This is a genomic window from Echinicola pacifica DSM 19836 (genome assembly GCF_000373245.1).
In the GTDB taxonomy this organism is placed as follows: Bacteria; Bacteroidota; Bacteroidia; order Cytophagales; family Cyclobacteriaceae; genus Echinicola; species Echinicola pacifica.
This window is the reverse complement of the sequence record NZ_KB890739.1, coordinates 489,498-509,327: the sequence shown is the minus strand read 5'-3', so window position 1 is coordinate 509,327 and position 19,830 is coordinate 489,498. Positions and strand designations below refer to the sequence as shown.

Here is a 19,830-nt window from a genome sequence, read left to right as displayed (position 1 = left end):
GCCATGTTTTATGTTGTTGTAGCCTTTTTGTATGTATCCATTTTGTTCTACCTGCTTTTTGGTGGGGCTGATTTTGGTGCGGGTATCATCGAGTTATTTTCTAGGGGATCTCTAAAAGAGCGCACCCGTTTGCTCACGTATCAGGCTATTGGGCCCATTTGGGAGGCAAATCATATGTGGTTGATTATCGCCATTGTCATCCTGTTTGTGGGCTTTCCAGAGATTTATACCTTCACCTCTGTTTATTTACACATCCCGCTTTCCTTATTATTGGTGGGAATTATAGCGAGGGGAACGGCATTTATATTCAGGCATTATGATCCTGTAGAAGATTATTTCCAAAAGATCTACAATGCGATTTTCGTTTATTCCTCCTTTATGACTCCCTTTTTTCTGGGAATCCTAGCGGGCACAGCCATATCAGGAAGGATAGATACCGAGGCCCAAGACTTCTTCAGTGCTTATATCCAGCCTTGGCTAGGGTGGTTCCCTGTTTCTGTAGGCCTATTCACTGTAGTGCTTTGCGGATTTATGGCCGCCGTATATCTTATTGGCGAAGCCAATACCGTAGAAGACAGAGACCTTTTCCGGCAAAAAGCATTTCGAATGAATATGCTGGCCGTGGTCTCGGGGGCTTTGGTTTTCTTAGTGGGCGAATTACAGGGAATCCGATTGTTTACAGAGCTCCTTAGCCATCCGATTGGTTTTATCGCTATGATTGCAGCCACCCTGGCCCTGCCAATCACTTGGATAATGCTCCGAAAAAAGAAAGTATATTGGCCAAGGATAATGGTGGGCTTTCAAATCACGATGATCCTATTGACCCTGGGTGCCAGCCAGCATCCCGACTTTATTATTTTCCGCAATGGGGCCATTTCCTTGGAAGGTGCCGCCGCCGGCGAATCCACGATCTTTAGCCTCGCGATGGCCCTGCTGATAGGCAGTTTATTCATTCTCCCCGCCCTATTTTATTTAATTTATAGCTTCCAAAAACAACCCGTTTCAGTCAAGAAATTAAATTAATCCAAAGGATATACCCGCTCAGCCTATAGCCTGAATGCTATTAATCAAAAATCGCCTAGCTTCCATTTAGGTTTGGAAGTTTACAATTTTGCACCTATTTGTACGGTCATTTTTTTGGGCCTGCCCCCACAGCACGACATCGACAGAGCTCTATAAATCTAGAGGTTAATAAAAAAAATTCTGTTCTGAGCTATTTCCCCACAACCACCCGGAAGCCATGATGCCTATCGTCTCATGGATTCCTCTATTTTTTATTTCCATAAAATATATTGCTTTCCAGTCGCAGCTTCGACCCGTATAGGCTTCTCCCACTTATTCGAATACCAAGCCTAGGTCATTTCATACCGTTTAATCGATAGACTCACAGATACCTCCTCGAAATAAATAGTACACCTTTCCGACGATAGGAGGAAACTCCTATGGATCCTTAGTCTAAGCCTCCCTGACTGTGAACGATAAAGCACTATGCACCCTATTCTTCCTCGTACCAGGAAGCGTATTTCGGGTAGTTCTCAGCAGTACGACGGATTACTTCCAGCATTTCGGGACCTGTATCCTTTACTTTTTTGGCAGGAATCCCAGCATAGATGCTATTAGCTTCCACGACCGTCCCGGCCAATACGATGGCACCAGCTGCGATCACAGCTCCGCTATGGACCAGAGCATGATCCATCACCACGGCCCCCATGCCCACTAGCACATTGTCCTGAATGGTACAGCCATGGACAATGGCATTGTGCGCGATAGACACATTGTCACCAATATAGGTGGCCGCCTTCTGGTAGCTACAATGTATGATCGCTCCATCCTGAATATTGGTCCGATTGCCAATTCTAATTTCATGAACATCCCCACGCACCACTGCATTGAACCATACGGTACACTCCTCCCCCATGATTACATCTCCCACCACCGTAGCATTCTCTGCCAGCCAACATTTGTCTCCCCATTTTGGAGATTTTCCTTGTACTTTTTTGATAAGCGCCATTTATATCGTTTGGTTTCTTTATAGACCTTGAAATAAATCAAAACTCTTCAATTTTTAGGTATATAAAAGGTTTATTTGCGAACAGCCGATCTGGCAAACATCCCCAAGATCTGGATTTTCTTATTTAGCCCTATCAGGGGGATTTAGAATTAAGCTAGCTAACTATACTATCCGCCTTATACAAAACTTATTTGGACTGCTATGCAGTCGCCTGGTAAATCCCTCAGGCTCACAGATCACCTCTTCTTCTTTCGCCTTCGGCAAAAATGATTTCCGACCTGCGAGCCTGAGAATTCCTAAAGCTGCAAAATGGAGTAGCGGCTTTTTGGTGATTATGGTGGAAAACAAAGTAAATAAAACGTTGTACTTAGTGCTGATTACATATATTCAGCATAATTTTTGCTAGAATACAAAATTAAGGTTATTCTTAGGAGAAGGATTTAGAGATTTTGTGTAAAAGTCATTGATGGACTAAAATTATTTAAGGCAAATGATCCGTGCTAAATTCAGTATTGCGATATTAGGGTGAAATTAATATCGAGAAATAGTGCCTTTTTTGACCAGAATCTGAACCTTTTCCCATAATTTTAAATTTCCATGTATATACATTAAATTCGATTTGTAAAATTAAACAAAAACCACTTATGAAATTCATCAAAACCAGCGGCCTACTTTTGGCAAGTGCATTATTAGTAGCCTCATGTGGGCAGAAAACCGACACTGTAGAGACCTCTGATGCTCAGGAAGTAGCAGAAGCTACAGGGGCCACTTTGACTGTGGATCCAGCAGCAAGCGCCATATCCTGGACCGGATATAAGCCTGCAGGCAAGCATTTTGGAAGTATTCCTGTACAGAGTGGCGAGATCAATGTTGAAGACGGCAGCCTTACTGGAGGAAAATTCACTTTTGACATTACCGGCTTGAAAATTGACGATTTGGAGGAAGGAACCGAAAACTACGGTAAGCTTCACGGACACTTACAGTCTCCTGACTTTTTCGATGCAGCCAACCACCCTACCGCTACTTTTGAGATCACCAGCGTCGAGCCTTATGGGAGCGGCGACACGGTGGAAGACAAAGAGGAGTACGAAACTGACAACACTCCTAATACTCTAAGTGAGCAAATGGTACCAAATCCTACCCATTGGATCAGCGGAAACCTGACCATGAGAGGAACCACCAAAAACATCAAATTCCCTGCCTCTGTATCCGTGTCTAATGACAATGCTTCTGCGGCAGCTGGATTTAATATCGACAGAACTGACTGGGGATTGACCTACGGCGATGAAAGTGCTGCAACTGATAAGGCCAAAGACAAGTTTATCTACAATACGGTAAATGTTGGTTTCGAAATCAAAGCCAATTAATTACAGTAGTTTGTTATTATAAAAAAGAGGAATTTGGATCAAATTCCTCTTTTTTTATGCCCTAAATGCTAATTTTGAAGTATGAAGCAGGTCCAAGAAATTTCTTTCCCCTATACGCCAGACTGGCAAAAGAAAGTCGTAAAATGGGCATTACAGCACTTCGAGTATGTATCTTTTCATCATCCTCAGGGACTACCATACCCTGAAGATGGCTTCAAAACCCTGTTGCTGGCAGGGCATCAGGAGATCCCCTTTGAGGAGCTAGACCATACTGCTGGCTTTAAGGGAGGAATACTTAGCTATGATTTAAAGAATCGATTTGAGAAGCTGTATAGCCGCAATCCTGCTATTATAAGCTGCCCGGACCTATTGTTTTTTGCCGCCTCTTTAAGAATTTCCTTTGATGAGAACCTTCAAACTTGCCTGCTCGCTAGCTCCGTACAAGACCCCTCGCAGCTCCGAGATGCGATCGATGGATGGGAGGATACATCTACCCCTACTCAAGTTGGTCCTATCAGTAAGCTCCAAAGCAAGGAAGAATATATCCGTATTATTCGCCGGATTCAGGAGCATATTGCAGAGGGAGACCTTTATGAGTTGAATTATTGCATGCCTTTTTCTGCAGACTATCAATCCATCAATCCCGCAGCTCTCTATTGGGCCCTGGCCCAAAAAAGCCCCATGCCCTTTTCTTCTTTATTCAAAGCGGGCAATCTATGGCTGGTAGGCGCATCGCCGGAGCGCTTTCTGAAGAAACAAGGGAATTCCCTCCTTGCCCAGCCGATCAAAGGCACCATCCGCAGAGGAAGCAGCAAAGAAGAAGACCAGCGCTTAAAGCACCTCCTTCGCTCCAGCGAAAAAGAAATGGCCGAAAACCTGATGATTGTGGACCTGATGAGAAATGATTTGGCCCGAATCGCTAAAACTGGTTCGGTGCAGGTGGATGAGCTCTTTGGAATCTACCCTTTTGCGCAGGTATTCCAGATGATCTCCAGCCTCAGCGCCCAGCTGGATCCTGAGGTAAAATTTACCGAAATCATCCAAGCCTGCTTCCCCATGGGCAGCATGACAGGTGCTCCCAAGATCAAATGCATGGAGCTCATCGAGCGGTATGAAATATTCAGGCGAGGCTGGTTTTCCGGCGCTATAGGCTATATCGATGAAGAGGGGGATTTTGACTTTAGTGTCATCATCCGCAGTATAATAGGTGATCAGGATGGTAATAAACTCTATTTTGCCGCAGGCAGTGCCATCACTTATGATGCTGACCCTGTCTATGAATATGACGAATGCTTACTAAAAGCCAAAGCCATCATGGAGGTCCTCACCTCCTTTGACTAACTAAAAAAAGGCTAAATCAATGGGGGATTTATACCCGGAATCTATTCCGCAGTCTTAACCACCAAGGCTGAGGATCTCTATCTTCCTCATCATAATAGCTTCCCGCGTATTTCCCCTTCTGCATATAGGAATAATTATACCCATAGCCATAGTTATATCCTCCGAAATCATACATTCCTCCGCCGGCTTTGATCCCATTGAAGATGGTGTAGAAATTCTTGATTTGCTTATTTTCCTCCAGGTCATTGATCATCAGAAGGTATTTCTTCTGAGTATAATCCTGCCTCACCACATAGAGGTTGACATCCGAAAATCTCAGCAGATCCATGGTCTCAGAGACCAGGGCCATAGGCGGAGTATCAAGGATAATCACTTCAAACTCCTGCTCCAGGGCCTTGAGCAAAGTCTCCAGCTGAGGTTTTAGCAGTAGCTCGGCGGGGTTTGGCGGTATCGGGCCTGAGGGGACGAAGTATAGGTTTTCATAGCTGGTTTCATGGACGATCTCCTCCTGGCTAGCCTTCCCTACCAAATAAGAAGAAAGGCCTTTCTTATTACTTAGCCCCACATATTCAGCTATCCGAGGCTTGCGCAGATCCATGCCCAGTACGCAGGTTCGCTTACCACTCATGGCCATGGCCGCGGCTAGATTTAAGCTAATGAATGTTTTCCCCTCCCCAGATACACTTGAGGTTACCAGGATTTTCTTGCAGCGCTTTTCGCTCGCCAAATAAAATAAAGCCGATCGTAAGGACCTAAAAGATTCCGAGGCCATTGATTTCGGATATTCAGCTACCAGCATATTCGTTTTCTTCTCACTGAAACCAATGGTCCCCAATAAGGGCAAATGGATGGAGGATTTCAGCTGGATCTGATCCATGATTCGGCCATTCATCAGGTCGATAAAAATCACTATTCCCAGCGGGATCAAAAGTCCCAATGCCAAAGAAAGCCCATAGTTCTTCAGCTTTTGAGGGTGAATCAGGCTTCCCTTCCGGGCGTAATCCACCACCGAATTATCAGATATATTCGAAGCCCTGGCGATGCCCACTTCGGCGCGCTTTTCCAGAAGGTAATTGTATAAATTTTCCCGTAGCTTATACTCCCTATATATATTGGTATAATTAGATTCAGCCTTCGGGAGACGAGAAAACTCAGCGTCAAACTCCCGAAGTCTTCCTTCAGCTTCCTTGATTTTCTTCTCAGTATTGGCCACCAGATTATTAATATTCTCAAAAATATTGGCCCGTAAGCGGCCTATTTGGTCATCTAATTTTTCCACATCCGGATGATTGGTATTTACCACCGTAAGCAGGCGCCTGCGCTCCATGGACAGTTCCATGAGGCTCTCTGTCATCGAATTCAGGAGACCGTCAGAAATCCCCACCAGAGAGGGAGCTAGCACTTCCGAATAGTCCACTGACTTCTTCTGGAGGTACTCTTCCAGAGACTTATAATATCCCAGCTCAAACTCCAACTCTTGCAGACGGACCTCCATAGCCTGGATCTTGGTAAGTACACCTCCGTATTCTGAAGGTACATCCAGCATCATATTGTCCACCTTAAAATCCAGCATACGCTCCTCTGCTAGCCGTAGGGAATCCTCCACCACATAAAGCTGGTCTTCTATAAACTGTAGGGTATTTTCTGAAATAAGATTCTTTTCTTTGAGGTCATGCTCGATGAAGGCCACCATGAGCGCATTGATATAATCCCGGCCTTTTTCCACCACTTTGGTCACGAGGCTTACCTGAAGCACAGATCCATAGTTTCTCTGCGGCTTGACCCCGATCGCTTTGGAATAATATTCTATCTGATAGGCAGGATTATGAATGACAAATACCACTCGCTCTCCCACTTTCATCCCCTGTACTTTCTCGATCAGGAACCTGGCACCTGAGGTCGACAGGGTATCCCCAAAAGTATAACCTTCCCCCATGAGGCCTGACTGCGATACAGGGTCCACACTGGATGAGAAATATCCTAATAAGCCAATAGTAACTGGCTTGAGGCTGAAGGTCTCAGGCCCGGTCATGGTCAATTCTATAAAATCACTGATAGGCTGAGGATGACGCCAATCCACATGCACCCTTATGGGGGTTTTCTCATAAAGTTCTATCTCCTTGATATTGGTGGAGGCGTAATAGCTTACATCAAAGCGCACCTTCTCAAGTGCCTCGGCGGCAAGGGTCTTGGAGGTGAGCACGAGAATGTCATTCTCAAGATTAGTAGGCGTGGAAAATATATTTGATCGATCGAGGATCTTCACCTCCGGGCTGCTGGTATCCTTGATCATAATGCTGCCGGTCACCTCATATTTCTCCACCGTATATCTGTGATACAGGTAGGCAGCCGTCAGCGACAGAAGGATACTGATCAGGTACAGCGGCCATAGCCGGGCATACTTTACGAAGTAATACTTGAAGTCTATGGTACTTTCCTCCTCTTCAAAGCCGGGGATATTATTATAATCCGTCATCGCCTAGTTATTAGTAATTGCTATGAAAAACAATACGGCTGTAGCCAGGCCAATCACGAGTTGTAAGGTCGCGGTGAGGGTATTCGCATCTCCAATCTGCCTGATAGCCATGGGCTGCAAATAGAGAATATCATTAGGCTGCACAAAATAATAGGGGGAAGCTAAAAGTGCCCGATCATTGAGATTAATCTGGTGAATTTTTGTTCCACCGTCATATTGTCTGATGAGAAATAATTCGTTCTTCTTAGCTAGGATATCGCTTTCACCGGCCATGGCGATTGCATCGAAGATGGTCGCTCGATTCTTAAATATCACCTTGGTGCCGGAGCTATTGAATTCACCAAGGGTGGTAAATCTAATCCCTCCGGTGCGTAATCTTACATAAACCTCCTCTTTGAAGAACTGGTTGATTTGGCCTTCAATCTTCTCCTGAGCCGCTTCTTCGGTCATTCCTGCGATCTTTATCTTCCCCAATTTGGGGATGCGGACCATGCCATCCTTATCAATATTATAACCTGAAAAAAAATACGGATCCCCTGAGGAGCCTGCCGAACTGCCTCTATTCCCTGCCGAGCCTTGATATTCAAACACCCGCAGTAGCTCCTCATTGGAGGAGGCAAAGTCGATGTCCACCACATCATAAGGCTGGAGAATATACTCGTAATCGATGGCTGCATAGGGGATAAATTCGTCCAATTCGATGACTTCATTGCCCTCGAGATTCTGTAGGTAATTCAGCCGCTTATTGCTCACGCAGGACAGCAATAAAACAGTAATCGCCAATACCGGTAAAATTTTCTTCATTCGTCGTTGGTGGATCGTCAAACTTTCATGTCAGTTCAAATATACTCAAATATCGTCCTTAAGGAAACAATGAAAGAAATGAAAGGCCCAATAACGTTAACAAAAAAAAGGACAGCAGAAACTAACTCTGCTGTCCTTTTTATAAAATCTATAATGAGAATCTATTCTGATCGGTGATCAATTAAGATTCATAATGCTTATCGTAATATTTTTGGTAAGCTCCAGAGGTGACATTATTGAGCCACTCTTCATTGGAGAGGTACCAGTCCACGGTTTTCTCGATCCCTTCCTCAAACTGCAAGCTAGGCTTCCAACCAAGTTCTTTTTCGAGTTTGCTAGCATCAATAGCATACCTCATATCATGGCCGGCACGGTCTTTCACGTAGGTGATCAACTTAGCTGATTCACCTTCGGATCTACCAAGTTTCTTATCCATAACCTGGCATAGCGTGGTCACGATATCGATATTCTTCCACTCATTCCAGCCGCCGATATTATAGGTTTCGCCCTGCTTACCCTCGTGAAATATCACATCAATAGCTGCTGCGTGGTCCACCACATAGAGCCAATCTCGGATATTCTCCCCTTTACCATATACTGGAAGAGCCTTATTATTCTTGATATTATGAATGCATAAGGGAATAAGTTTTTCAGGGAATTGGTTTGGGCCATAATTATTAGAGCAGTTGCTGATGACCGTCTTCATTCCATAGGTATTGGCATAAGCCCTCACGAAATGGTCGGAGGAAGCCTTAGAGGCTGAATAGGGAGATTGGGGGTCATAGGAGGTGGTCTCCAGGAAATAACCATCTTCACCCAATGAGCCATATACCTCATCCGTGGATACGTGGTAGAAAAGGTGATTCCCTAGATCTTTCCAGAAATTTTTGGCAGCATTGAGAAGGTTTACCGTGCCGATTACGTTCGTTTTCACGAATGCTAAGGGATCAGAAATGGACCTATCCACATGAGATTCGGCGGCCAAATGGATGACGTCGCTGATCTGATGCTGCTCAAACACCTCTTTCAGAGCAGATTCGTTGAGAATATCCACCTTGGCAAAGCTATAATTTGGCTTTCCTTCTAGTTCTTTAAGGTTTTCAAGATTCCCCGCATAAGTAAGGCTATCTAAATTGACAATATGGTAATCAGGATATTTATTTACAAATAACTTGACTACATGGCTGCCAATAAATCCAGCGCCACCGGTTATTAAAATTGATTTTTTCATGAAGCTACAAAAAAGGTTAACTAAAAACTTCCAAGGTATGCGTTGGTAAGCTCTGTAATTTTTACAAAAATAACAGAACCAAAAACAATACCATAGCTTCAGAATGATTTATACTTTATAATAACTGCGGTACCAATCCACAAATTGCTTCACTCCATCCTCGACTTTGGTATCAGGTTTATAGCCTGTCGCTTCAGACAAAGCCGTCACATCGGCATAGGTAGCAGGCACGTCTCCCGGTTGCATCGGAAGCATATCAAGAACGGCCTCCTTATCGGTAGCTTTTTCTATGGCTTTGATGAAATCCATCAGGGCTACTGATTTAGAATTCCCAATATTAAATACTCTAAAGGGCGCATTGGTACCATTGTCTGTTCGCTGATCGCTTCCTGGCTCCGGAGGAAGCAGGGATGTCCTATATACTCCTTCCACAATATCATCTATATAAGTGAAGTCCCTTTTCATCTTACCATGATTAAACACCTTCAGAGGCTCTCCATTCAATATGGCCTTGGTAAATAAGAACAGAGCCATATCTGGGCGACCCCAGGGACCATAGACAGTGAAAAACCTAAGGCCAGTAGTCTTCACACCATATAGATGGCTATAGGTATGCGCCATAAGCTCATTGGATTTTTTGGTGGCCGCATAGAGGCTCACCGGGTGATCGACATTGTCTTTGGTAGAGAATGGCATTTTGGTATTGGCTCCATACACAGAGCTGGAAGAGGCATATACCAGGTGCTTTACAGGGTGATGTCGGCATGCCTCAAGGACATTTAAGAACCCCATCACGTTGGCATTGATATAAGCCCGAGGGTTTTCAATGGAATAGCGCACCCCAGCTTGGGCAGCAAGGTTTACGACTACATCGAATTTCTCAGCTTCAAAAAGCGACATCATGCGATCGCCTTCCTCTAATCCCATTTGAACAAATGAAAACTCAGAACCGGTAGAAGATGATAACTTTTCTCCTGGCACAATTAACTCTGGTTTTAGACCCAAATCAGCCAGCCTTGATAGCTTTAGATTTACATCGTAATAATCATTATTATTGTCTATCCCCACTACCTGATGCCCCTCTTTCAAAAGTTTCTTGGCTAGTCCATGCCCAATAAAACCTGCTGCACCGGTTACTAAAAATTTCATATAAGATTAGATTTCTTTTTATAATATTGTACCCAATTCTCTAGAATCCTAAGGAACGAAGCTCCCTAAAATCCAAACAAATATAGTAAAAGGTATTAAATATTTAAATAAATGTTTTTCATAACATTTACTAAATCACGATTATTTTTCACAAATTCACAATTTCCATCACGATACATTACACACATACCGCATAAAACCCTCTTCAATACGGATAATTAGCAATTCACCTTTTCAGCTTATAAATGTAAAAATATCTATTTTGATGGTCAAAAGCTATAATTGGATTATAAGTTTCTGCCCTTTCCAAAACGTCAGTCAGCAGGTAGCGAATAGCCCGGCTTTAATGCACCTGGGTTTGGCGGATGAGGGCGAATGATCGTTATAAAAAAAGCGTACCCGAAGATCAGGCACGCTTATATAAATTAGAGTTGTAAACAAAGCTCATTATAAATAGCGCGGTTCCTTACCACATACTATATATTCCCTTGGTCTTGAAATCAAATAATCTGACCGCAGCGACAAATTCATGCGTACTGCCATACATTTTTGCCCTGTTGCGGGTGGAGATCTCATAGCTATAGCCCACATTGACCCTGTCGAGGATAAATCCTGCCTGGAGTCCTGTAGAATAATCCACTCGGTGAGCCACGCCCAGCCATACTTTCTCCAGTAGCAAGGCCTTAAAATTTAGTTCTGCATTAAAAGGCAAGTCTTCCTGCAAGCGATAGAGTACATTCCCGATCAGGCCAATGCTTTCATTTACAGGGCCACGAAAACCCGCCTGAAAATTATGACTTGGCGGTCGCGCGACATAGAAGTCATCACCGCTACTGATCGTGCCCGAGGCAAGGTTTTGGACTGCATAGGCGAAATAATACTCCTGCGTCCTCACGGCCAGACCAAAATTAAAATCCAAAAACTTCATATCGGCAAAGCCACCCATATACCGACTGATAGCAGGGTCTCCCGCTTCATCAGGGCTCAGTGCGGTACCGTCTAGCTCAGTATTCATATACTTCACCCCTCCACCAAGGCCTAGAAAATGCTTATCAGAGAGCTTGATTCTGCTGGTATAGTTTAGCAATAATTCGGTCTCAGTAAAAGGACCATGCTGATCATACAGCACCGACAGCCCAATGGCATTCTTACCAATCGGGGTAGAATTGTCGCCAGTAAGTTGCGAAAACTCTCCCTCCACACTCCCATACGCCGACTTTGGCGCTCCATCAATTCCGGCCCACTGGCTCCTGATGACGCTTCTGGCAGAGCTTCCCTCCAGCCCTACCAATGCAGGGTTAAAATAACTTTGCATGGAGCTAAAATAACTGAAATACCTTCTGCTCTGGGCGGCAGAGTCGGTGATATCAAGCCCTATAATTACTAGAAATATAATGATGAATCTTTTCATGATTTTCGGATTGAAATGTTCTTTAAATTGACCCTTTAGTCTCTAAGCAAGGTTAATACTCCCCTCCTCTTTTGACCTGCTTCCGCCAGCTCAATCACATAATAATAGCTCCCCACCGGCAGCTCACTCCCCTCATACCTTCCGTCCCAGCGGTCCTCCGGATCAAAACTCACATATACCATTTTACCGCCTCGCTCAAATACCATAAGCTTCATCTCTCCATAATACCTCAAGGCTTCTATCCCCCAGGTATCATTGATATTGTCCCCGTTTGGACTAAACACATTGCTAATCGCCAGACCATCCAAGGAAGGCTTCAACCTCTCGATCATGAAGTCTTTAGTGATGGTATTCCCTACCTGATCGGTACTGGATACCTGAATCACAAATTCATATTGGTCATCGGGCATATCCTCTGCGGTCCAAAACAACCGGTCTCCAAGGATATAAAAATGGACTTCATCAGGATAAGCCCCAGTCAGCGCATAGCTATGCTGATCATCATCCGGATCCACCGTGCTCAATACCCCCAATGGGGCAATAGGATCATCCTCCACCGAAAAAGTCTCATCACTCAGTAGAATATCCTCGGGAGGCAGCTTTTCCATTACGGTCAGCGTCAAGGTGCTCTCCATCTCTTCTGCCAAAGTATAAGCCGTATCCTGAATCTGGATCTCTCCTGAATTTTGGTAAATCCCTGGTACGGTACTTTCATAGTTTACCATATCCCATGACACCGTCACCATGACCTCCTCACCAGATGCCAATATTCCTATCACCTGCTCAGGAAGGCTAAGCTCTTCCTCTTCCGTACCCCAGCTTACCATTAGCATCTCCGGATCCACAATGGACACCAGCACATTGGTGATGAGAGTTACCGAAAAGGAATATTCAAGTTCATTCCCTGAGGCGTCTTTTGCCGAGATCGTCACTGGATGCGGAATATTATAGCCATAAAGCATCTCTCCTACCGCTGGCGACTGGCTAACCTCCGTCACGGAACAATTGTCACTAAGGCCAAAAATAGCAGCGTAATCTTCCATCGCGTACTCAGCAGATATCCCCACTAGGACCTCCACATTTTCCTGGGGACTGCTAAGGCTTGGCGCCAGCTGATCATGTACAGTGATGGTCAGCTCGTAACTAGCAGAAAAATCTCCTTCGCCGGTCACGGTCAGCAGGACCGCATTCTCTCCAATATGACTACAGTCAAATTCACTTTGGCTTAAGCTATAGCTGAAGCTGCCTAGGTCCTGGCAAGTTCCGGTGACGCCCTTCACCACTTGATCCCAGAGAAAGCTGGCAGCTCCCGTCTCGTCCAAGTCAATACTTGCATCCACCAGTTCAAAATCCAACTCGCCATCATAAGCAATCGTCACTATAGCGCTGACCTCCGTGCTATTTCCTGCCAAATCGGTAGCGGTAATCAGGACTTCATTCTCACCGATATTCTCACAGGTGAAGGTATCCTTGGCTAGGCTGATTATAATATTTTCTGTTGCGGTATAATTGTCCGTGACACTTTGCACGATTTGCTCCGGCTTCACTATCAGCTGGCCAGATCCATCGAGCAGCAGCGTAGGCATATTGACCAGCAGCTGGGGACCGTTGAGATCCAGTAGTAAGGCATAGCCATCGCCGGCTGCGCTGGTATTACAGTCTCCCTCAGTCGCCACAGCGCTTATGATATGATGCCCCTCAGTGATTTCCACAGCAGAGGCATCATATGACCAGTTTCCACTTTCCGAAGCCTGGGCGGTGCCTATCTGCTTATCATCCAAAATCACTTTTACTTCTAAGCCAGCTCCTGCGGTTCCATTGATTGTAAAATCTGCATTATTGGTCTGTCCATCTGAGTCAGAGCTTCCACTGTCCGGGCTGATACCGGTCACCACTGGCGCCTCCACGGCAGTCCCGTCGATGAGAATCTGGTTAGTGTCTGGCTTGCTAGTCAGGGATAAGCTTATATCGGTCAGTTCATTTCCTGCCACATCTAGGACCTTAGCTTCGCCAAGGACAAGAGCATTCACTGTAATCCCGTCACTATCGGTATCGCCTGAGGCGATGGAGTAGGTAAATACCAAATGGGATTCATCACTAGCTTCCTCGTCATAATCTGCGTTTCGCTCCCCACTATCAAAAGTCAAGCTCAGCATTAACCCTTCTCCTTCTATGCGGATAGGCTCGGAGCTGGTGAGAGTAAATGTGAGCACATTATTGGAGCACACGGCATATTGGCCTGCCTGCGGCAAAGTCAATTCGCTAGCCCAGGGACGAATACCATCTACATGTACCTGCGAGGTGCCAGGCATATTATTGATTAGCAAATTGGCAGGCTCACCCGTACTGTCATTTATTAGGCCGGTATTTAAGTCTATGGTATTCCCGAAGACAAGCCCATCTTGATCCAGATCCCCTTCCTGCACCGTATAGGTAAAGGTCAGCTGGCTGGACCCTGAGCCAGAGGAATAAGCGGCATATACCTGCTGATCTCCCAGCTGTAGTGAGATGCGAGGCGATCCTTCGGTCACCCACACGGGGCGATTAAATGTCAGCTGGATACTGATCTCATCCTCTATGCCATAGAGACCATTGGGGGGAGCGCTTACCGAGGTCACGAGGGCTTGCACATTTTTTATTTTCACCACCCGAGTTTGGTCGGCACTGGCATTTCCATCCTGGTCAAATATGGTATAGTTTACCAGCCTGTCTGCGGTATCAGGAACTTGGGACACATTATTATAGGTGAGTTTTTGGAGGATTTGCTGATATACTGCGAAACTCGCTTCTCCAGTAATGGTGAGCTCCCCAGTGGTGAAATTATAATTTACCACCAATTTATTTTCATTAGCTAGCTGTACCACCGCTGGGTCTATGCTGATTAGCTCATTCCCCCCATCAGGCAAGTTGGTAAGCTTCACTATTGCCTTGGAGGCAAATGGGGAGTCGCTATCAGTCACAGTGACACCACCATCAATGATCACGGCACCTTTGGTAGGCTCAAATTCAGTAAAACCTTCGGTGGTAATAATTACTGGAGCTGCCCCTGATGCTTGCGCATAAATCTTCAGAGGAATAAGCGCGGAGGCCACTCCTAAGAGCAAAAGAAGTAGATGTTTTTTCATAAATAAGGTTGATGTGTGCGTGTCTTTTTACTCAATACCTAAACCAAATTTTCATGAAATTCAAATAAAACTATTTGAACAACACAAAAATATATTCTTATTATCATTCGGGTGATAAAATAATATTTTATATATTCGAGTAAAAGCAAATATAATAAAAGAAGCCTAGGTACGAAATTTTTAACCTAAAAAATGTATTTTTTACCATATACATAGCTTTATTTCATAAACAAACAGATGAAAAGAATAGCAATCAACTGATTATCAGTCAGTTTACATTTAAAAAGTGTATCAAGTAAAATATACGGCAATGGACCAGCTTCAAAAAAGGTAGGCTTCTGATCCTTTTAAGTTCGGGGGAGGCATCTGGCACCTGGACGAGACCCTAAACAGGGCAATGGTACAAACCCTAAAAGAATTACCTATTTTAATTACTTTTCCATTCATTAATGATTATTTTTGGCTCATTCAAAACCTATATAAACCAATGAAGAAAATAGCTGTATTAACCTCCGGAGGAGATGCACCTGGCATGAATGCCTGTATCAGGGCGGTAGTCCGCACCGGGATTTATCACGGCCTGGACATGTACGGAATCAGGTACGGATTTGACGGGATGATCAATGGAGAGATTTTTAAGATGAAATCTCATGATGTGAGCAATATTGTACAGCGAGGAGGGACCTTTCTGAAATCTGCTCGTAGCCATGAGTTCCGTACCAAAGAAGGCCGGCAGAAGGCTTTCGAACAGCTCAGCAAATTAGGCATTGAAGGATTAGTAGCCATTGGCGGAGATGGAACATTCACTGGAGCCAAGGTATTCTATGAGGAATATGGGATCCCTACGATTGGATGCCCAGGGACCATTGACAATGATATATACGGCACAGATTATACCATTGGCTTTGACACGGCCATCAATACGGCTCTCGAAGCCATCGATAAGATCAGAGATACCGCTGCTGCCCATGACAGGATCTTCTTTATAGAAGTGATGGGGCGTGACAGCGGATATATCGCCGTGGAATGTGGCCTTGGTGGTGGTGCAGAAATGGTGATGGTTCCAGAAACCAAAACCACGCTAGCCGAAGTGGTAGAAAAACTGAAAGGCTCCCCTACTACCAAGACATCCAGTGTGATCGTGGTGGCCGAAGGAGATGAGGAAGGCAATGCAGCCGAAATCATGGAAAAGGTTAAAACCACCATCAATGATGACTCTCTGGACTTTAAGGTGACCACTTTAGGGCATATCCAAAGAGGCGGTAGCCCAACAGGAAAAGACCGAATGCTCGCTAGCCGATGCGGTATGGCGGCAATAGAGGGACTCATGAGCGGAAAAGCCAACTGCATGGCGGGCATCATCCATGATCAGGTCGCTTATACGAGCTTTGAGGATTGCATTACTAAAGACAAACCTCTCAATCAGGATATTTTAAAATTAATTGAAATTCTAAGCATTTAACATGGGCTTCGTTCCAATATTTGTCACTTTGGGTGGATTTATATTCTTGTTTTTTATGGTGGTAAACAAAAGCATTACCCGTAAGAAACTTCAATATAAGTCCACTTTGGAGTCCCTATCGCAAACCCTTGGCTCATCTGATAATACGCTAAACCTGGATGCTATCAGTAAATCTCTAGCGAGCCATCCCCAATCTTCTACGGAAACTCAGCACCTACATGGCAAAGCAAAACTGTACCGCCACCAATATAATCAGCTGATCGAAACCATGCCGTATAAGATCGTGGCCAAAATCGCCGGTCACGAGCTGATCTGACTTTGTATATAATTTAGTACCTGATCATATTGATCGGGGTGAAACCACTTGATGGTCTTGTCCTTTCGGAACCAGGTGAGCTGCCTTTTGGCATACCTCCGGGAATTGCGTTTCAATAAGCGTATAGCTTCTTCACGATTATACTTTCCCTCCATAAAACCAAATATCTCCGAATACCCCACCGTCTGGAGGGCATTGAGATGTCTGTGAGCATATAATTTTTCTGCTTCCTCAAAGAGGCCATCTGCGATCATCAAATCCATCCTATGGTCTATTCGCTGATACAGTTCCTCACGGTCCCGCTCCAGCCCCACCTTAATAATATGAAAAGGCCTGGGGCTAATTTTCTTAATTCTATACTGACTAAAAGGCCTTCCTGTCCCAATACTCACCTCGCAAGCGCGGATAAGCCGATGGGGATTTTTGAGATCCACCTCCTGATAATATTCAGGATCCAGCTCCAGTAATTTCTGTTGGAGTTTCTCCAAACCATACTCCTGGTAGAAAGCATTTAGGGAGCTGCGAATTTGGGGATCGACCTCGGGAATTTCATCCAATCCCTGACAGATCGCGTCGATATACATGCCGGAACCACCCGTCATAATTACCAATTTCTGGTTTATAAAAAACTTTTCTAGGAGTTCTAACGCATCTTTCTCAAATTTGCGAACATCATAATCATCAAAAATAGACTTATTATCCACAAAATAATGAGGAACACACTCCATTTCTTGCAAAGTTGGCTTTGCAGTGCCTTTATTGGTCTCCTTATAAAATTGACGACTATCCGAAGATATAATAACAGTATTAAAATTTTTGGCTAGTTTTATACATAACTCGGTTTTACCAACCGCGGTTGGACCAGCTATGACCAGTAAGTAATTATTTTTTGCAGAAGTATTAACCATCTTTATTGAAAGGCGAATGACAAGCCAAAATTAGACGTTTAGGTCATGGAAAACAAAAAGATATTAATAGTCGATGACAATAACCTGAACAGAAAGGTGTTTGAGAACATCATTAGTCATACTTATCCCTATGTCTCTGCCGAGAATGGCCAGGAGGCTATAGACAAAATCAAAGAGGAAAACTTTGACCTGATACTTATGGACATTCAGATGCCGGTCATGGACGGAATTACGGCCTTAAAAATCATCAAGGCAGAGAACCTTACCTCTGCCCCGATTATCGCTATTTCGGCTTATTCTGACCAGACGGATCGGGATTATTTCCTTTCCGCAGGTTTTGATGACTTCATCGATAAGCCCGTGAAGCCCAAGGACCTCCTCGAAAGCATCAACTCTCACCTTACCCAACAGCATCCTCCAGAGGATGTGCACAAGGAAAAAGAGTGCAAAGCTGTGCTGGACATCAATGTCTATAAGCAGCTTCGCAAGTACAATTCAAGGGAGGATATTCAAACAGTATATGAGGACTTTTTTGACGAAGCCCAATCGCTAATTGACGAGATCAAATCGATGATCGATGAGCATAACTATACTGAAATTGATGAAAAACTTCATATATTAAAAGGTAATTCAGGGACCCTTGGAGCTGTCAAACTATTCAAAGAGGCAAGTTTCTTGGACCAAAAAATAAAATCTTCAAATTATAACGATATTTTTGAGGATTACTTAACATTACAAGATCAACTGAACACCTTTAAAAATCACCTGATAGAATTAATAAATAAATCTGAAAATGAGTGATAATAAAAAAGTATTGGTAGCAGAGGACAGCTCGGTAATCATCAACCTTACCAAGAACGTATTGCTGTTTGAGAATTATCATATTACCGCAGTAAAAAATGGTAAGCAAGTGCTCGACAAGCTGATGACAGATGATTTTGACCTCATCCTCATGGACATCAATATGCCGACCATGGACGGGATAGAATGTACCAAAGCCATTAGGGCGCTGAAAGACCCAAAAAAATCTTCCATCCCGGTCATCGCCATTACGGGAAACTATAAGAATTACACCATGGAGGATTTCAAAAACGCAGGTCTTGATGACTACCTACAGAAGCCTCTGGACTATGACCTGCTTCTGTCCACCGTCAAAAAACACCTTAATAAGTAACCTACAGCTTAGGATGGAATGGCAATAAAATACACGAAAACCAATTTGGATAAAATCGAAAGCCTCTTTGCAGAATCGGAGTATATGCTGCGATATGAAAAGGGTAATTTCCGATCCGGTTACTGCTTATTAAAAGACACAAAAGTGGTCATCATCAATAAGTACTATACCTTGGAAGGAAAAATAAACACCTTGATCGATATTTTGAAAGAATTGAATTTCAACCCTAAGGAATTTAAAAACAAAAAGAACCAGGATTTCTATAGTGAACTCCAACAAACTGAATTAAAGCTTTGAAAATCACTTTTCTAGGAACAGGCACCTCACAAGGGGTTCCTGTGATCGGCTGTCAATGTGAGGTATGCAAATCCCTTGATTTTCGGGACAAAAGATTACGAAGCTCTATCCATCTGCAAATTGACGACAGCAGTATTGTCATCGACACTGGCCCTGATTTCCGAACCCAAATGCTCCGTGAAGGGATCTCGAGTCTTGACGCGGTCGTCTATACCCACGAGCATAAGGATCATACTGCAGGTCTTGACGATATCCGCCCGTATAATTTCATGCAAAACAAAGATATGCCTGTCTATGGCACAGCGCCGGTGCTCAGCCAGCTGAAAAGGGAGTACTCCTATATCTTCGCCGAAAAAAAATACCCCGGTGTCCCTCAGGTCATCACCCATCAAATCGACAATAAACCCTTTATTGTGGCTGGAAATACCTTCCTACCCATTGAGGTGCTGCACTATAAGCTGCCCGTATTCGGATACCGAATCGGAGACTTCTCTTATATCACGGATGCCAAATCCATTTTAGACAGCGAAATGGCCAAACTCAAGGGCACCAAAACACTGGTCCTCAATGCCCTTCAACAAACAGAGCATATTTCTCATCTGACGCTCAAAGAAGCCATCGAATGGATCAGCATTATCAAGCCAGAAAAAGCATACCTTACCCATATCAGTCATAAGTTAGGAAAACATAAGTCGGTGGAAGACATGCTACCGGAAAACATCTTTCTGGCCTATGACGGCCTACAGTTGAACCTATAA

At 44.2% G+C, this 19,830-nt stretch carries 17 protein-coding genes; 9 read left to right on the top strand and 8 right to left on the bottom strand.

Translation table 11 applies throughout. The features are described 5' to 3' along the window. The first annotated feature begins 3 nt into the window (after nucleotides 1–3). Nucleotides 4–1,023, top strand: a complete 1,020-nt coding sequence (locus B050_RS0106650) for a cytochrome d ubiquinol oxidase subunit II (RefSeq protein ID WP_018473120.1) — start codon at nucleotides 4–6, stop codon at nucleotides 1,021–1,023. Nucleotides 1,024–1,495: 472 nt separating this feature from the next. On the opposite strand, the gene B050_RS0106645 is transcribed toward B050_RS0106650, so the two are convergent. Further along, entirely contained in the window at nucleotides 1,496–2,011 is a 516-nt protein-coding gene (locus B050_RS0106645) for a gamma carbonic anhydrase family protein (RefSeq protein ID WP_018473119.1), read from the bottom strand. A 644-nt stretch (nucleotides 2,012–2,655) separates the two neighbouring features. Between B050_RS0106645 and B050_RS0106640 the strand changes: the two genes are divergently transcribed. After that, on the top strand, nucleotides 2,656–3,378 hold the full coding sequence (locus B050_RS0106640; protein ID WP_018473118.1) for a YceI family protein: 723 nt from the start codon (nucleotides 2,656–2,658) through the stop codon (nucleotides 3,376–3,378). A gap of 81 nt (nucleotides 3,379–3,459) precedes the next feature. Next, nucleotides 3,460–4,719: an anthranilate synthase component I family protein gene (locus B050_RS0106635; protein ID WP_018473117.1), complete on the top strand. Its 1,260-nt coding sequence runs from the start codon at nucleotides 3,460–3,462 to the stop codon at nucleotides 4,717–4,719. A gap of 28 nt (nucleotides 4,720–4,747) precedes the next feature. Here B050_RS0106635 and B050_RS0106630 read toward each other — a convergent pair whose 3' ends face one another. The 6 genes from B050_RS0106630 to B050_RS0106605 all read right to left on the bottom strand — a co-directional run bounded on the left by B050_RS0106630 (nucleotide 4,748) and on the right by B050_RS0106605 (nucleotide 14,915). Continuing rightward, entirely contained in the window at nucleotides 4,748–7,195 is a 2,448-nt protein-coding gene (locus B050_RS0106630) for a GumC family protein (RefSeq protein WP_018473116.1), read from the bottom strand. A gap of 3 nt (nucleotides 7,196–7,198) precedes the next feature. Beyond that, entirely contained in the window at nucleotides 7,199–7,999 is an 801-nt protein-coding gene (locus B050_RS0106625; protein ID WP_026235699.1) for a polysaccharide biosynthesis/export family protein, read from the bottom strand. A gap of 181 nt (nucleotides 8,000–8,180) precedes the next feature. Continuing rightward, entirely contained in the window at nucleotides 8,181–9,230 is a 1,050-nt protein-coding gene (rfbB, locus tag B050_RS0106620; protein ID WP_018473114.1) for a dTDP-glucose 4,6-dehydratase, read from the bottom strand. Between the two features lie 108 nt (nucleotides 9,231–9,338). Continuing rightward, the gene (locus B050_RS0106615) at nucleotides 9,339–10,379 is read right to left on the bottom strand and encodes an NAD-dependent epimerase (protein ID WP_018473113.1); all 1,041 of its coding nucleotides are present in this window, start codon (nucleotides 10,377–10,379) and stop codon (nucleotides 9,339–9,341) included. A 466-nt stretch (nucleotides 10,380–10,845) separates the two neighbouring features. Beyond that, nucleotides 10,846–11,790 carry a PorP/SprF family type IX secretion system membrane protein gene (locus tag B050_RS0106610; RefSeq protein ID WP_018473112.1) on the bottom strand — a complete coding sequence of 315 codons (945 nt, stop codon included), beginning with the start codon at nucleotides 11,788–11,790 and terminating at the stop codon, nucleotides 10,846–10,848. 35 nt (nucleotides 11,791–11,825) lie between these two features. Beyond that, the gene (locus tag B050_RS0106605; protein ID WP_018473111.1) at nucleotides 11,826–14,915 is read right to left on the bottom strand and encodes a gliding motility-associated C-terminal domain-containing protein; all 3,090 of its coding nucleotides are present in this window, start codon (nucleotides 14,913–14,915) and stop codon (nucleotides 11,826–11,828) included. A 487-nt stretch (nucleotides 14,916–15,402) separates the two neighbouring features. Between B050_RS0106605 and pfkA the strand changes: the two genes are divergently transcribed. Both pfkA and B050_RS0106595 read left to right on the top strand, forming a co-directional pair. Next, the gene (gene pfkA / locus B050_RS0106600; protein ID WP_018473110.1) at nucleotides 15,403–16,377 is read left to right on the top strand and encodes a 6-phosphofructokinase; all 975 of its coding nucleotides are present in this window, start codon (nucleotides 15,403–15,405) and stop codon (nucleotides 16,375–16,377) included. Between the two features lies 1 nt (nucleotide 16,378). Next, the gene (locus B050_RS0106595) at nucleotides 16,379–16,693 is read left to right on the top strand and encodes a hypothetical protein (protein ID WP_018473109.1); all 315 of its coding nucleotides are present in this window, start codon (nucleotides 16,379–16,381) and stop codon (nucleotides 16,691–16,693) included. Here B050_RS0106595 and miaA read toward each other — a convergent pair. After that, entirely contained in the window at nucleotides 16,678–17,601 is a 924-nt protein-coding gene (gene miaA / locus B050_RS0106590) for a tRNA (adenosine(37)-N6)-dimethylallyltransferase MiaA (protein WP_018473108.1), read from the bottom strand. The genes B050_RS0106595 and miaA overlap by 16 nt on opposite strands. Nucleotides 17,602–17,646: 45 nt before the next feature. Here miaA and B050_RS0106585 point away from each other — a divergent pair, with 45 nt between their 5' ends. From B050_RS0106585 to B050_RS0106570, 4 genes are read left to right on the top strand one after another with little or no spacing between them, the layout of a single operon-like run. Next, on the top strand, nucleotides 17,647–18,402 hold the full coding sequence (locus B050_RS0106585) for an Hpt domain-containing response regulator (RefSeq protein ID WP_018473107.1): 756 nt from the start codon (nucleotides 17,647–17,649) through the stop codon (nucleotides 18,400–18,402). Next, nucleotides 18,395–18,775: a response regulator gene (locus tag B050_RS0106580; protein ID WP_018473106.1), complete on the top strand. Its 381-nt coding sequence runs from the start codon at nucleotides 18,395–18,397 to the stop codon at nucleotides 18,773–18,775. The genes B050_RS0106585 and B050_RS0106580 overlap by 8 nt, the downstream gene beginning before the upstream one ends. A gap of 18 nt (nucleotides 18,776–18,793) precedes the next feature. After that, nucleotides 18,794–19,072, top strand: coding sequence for a hypothetical protein (locus B050_RS0106575; RefSeq protein WP_018473105.1), 279 nt, complete (start codon nucleotides 18,794–18,796; stop codon nucleotides 19,070–19,072). Continuing rightward, on the top strand, nucleotides 19,069–19,830 hold the full coding sequence (locus B050_RS0106570) for an MBL fold metallo-hydrolase (protein WP_018473104.1): 762 nt from the start codon (nucleotides 19,069–19,071) through the stop codon (nucleotides 19,828–19,830). The genes B050_RS0106575 and B050_RS0106570 overlap by 4 nt, the downstream gene beginning before the upstream one ends.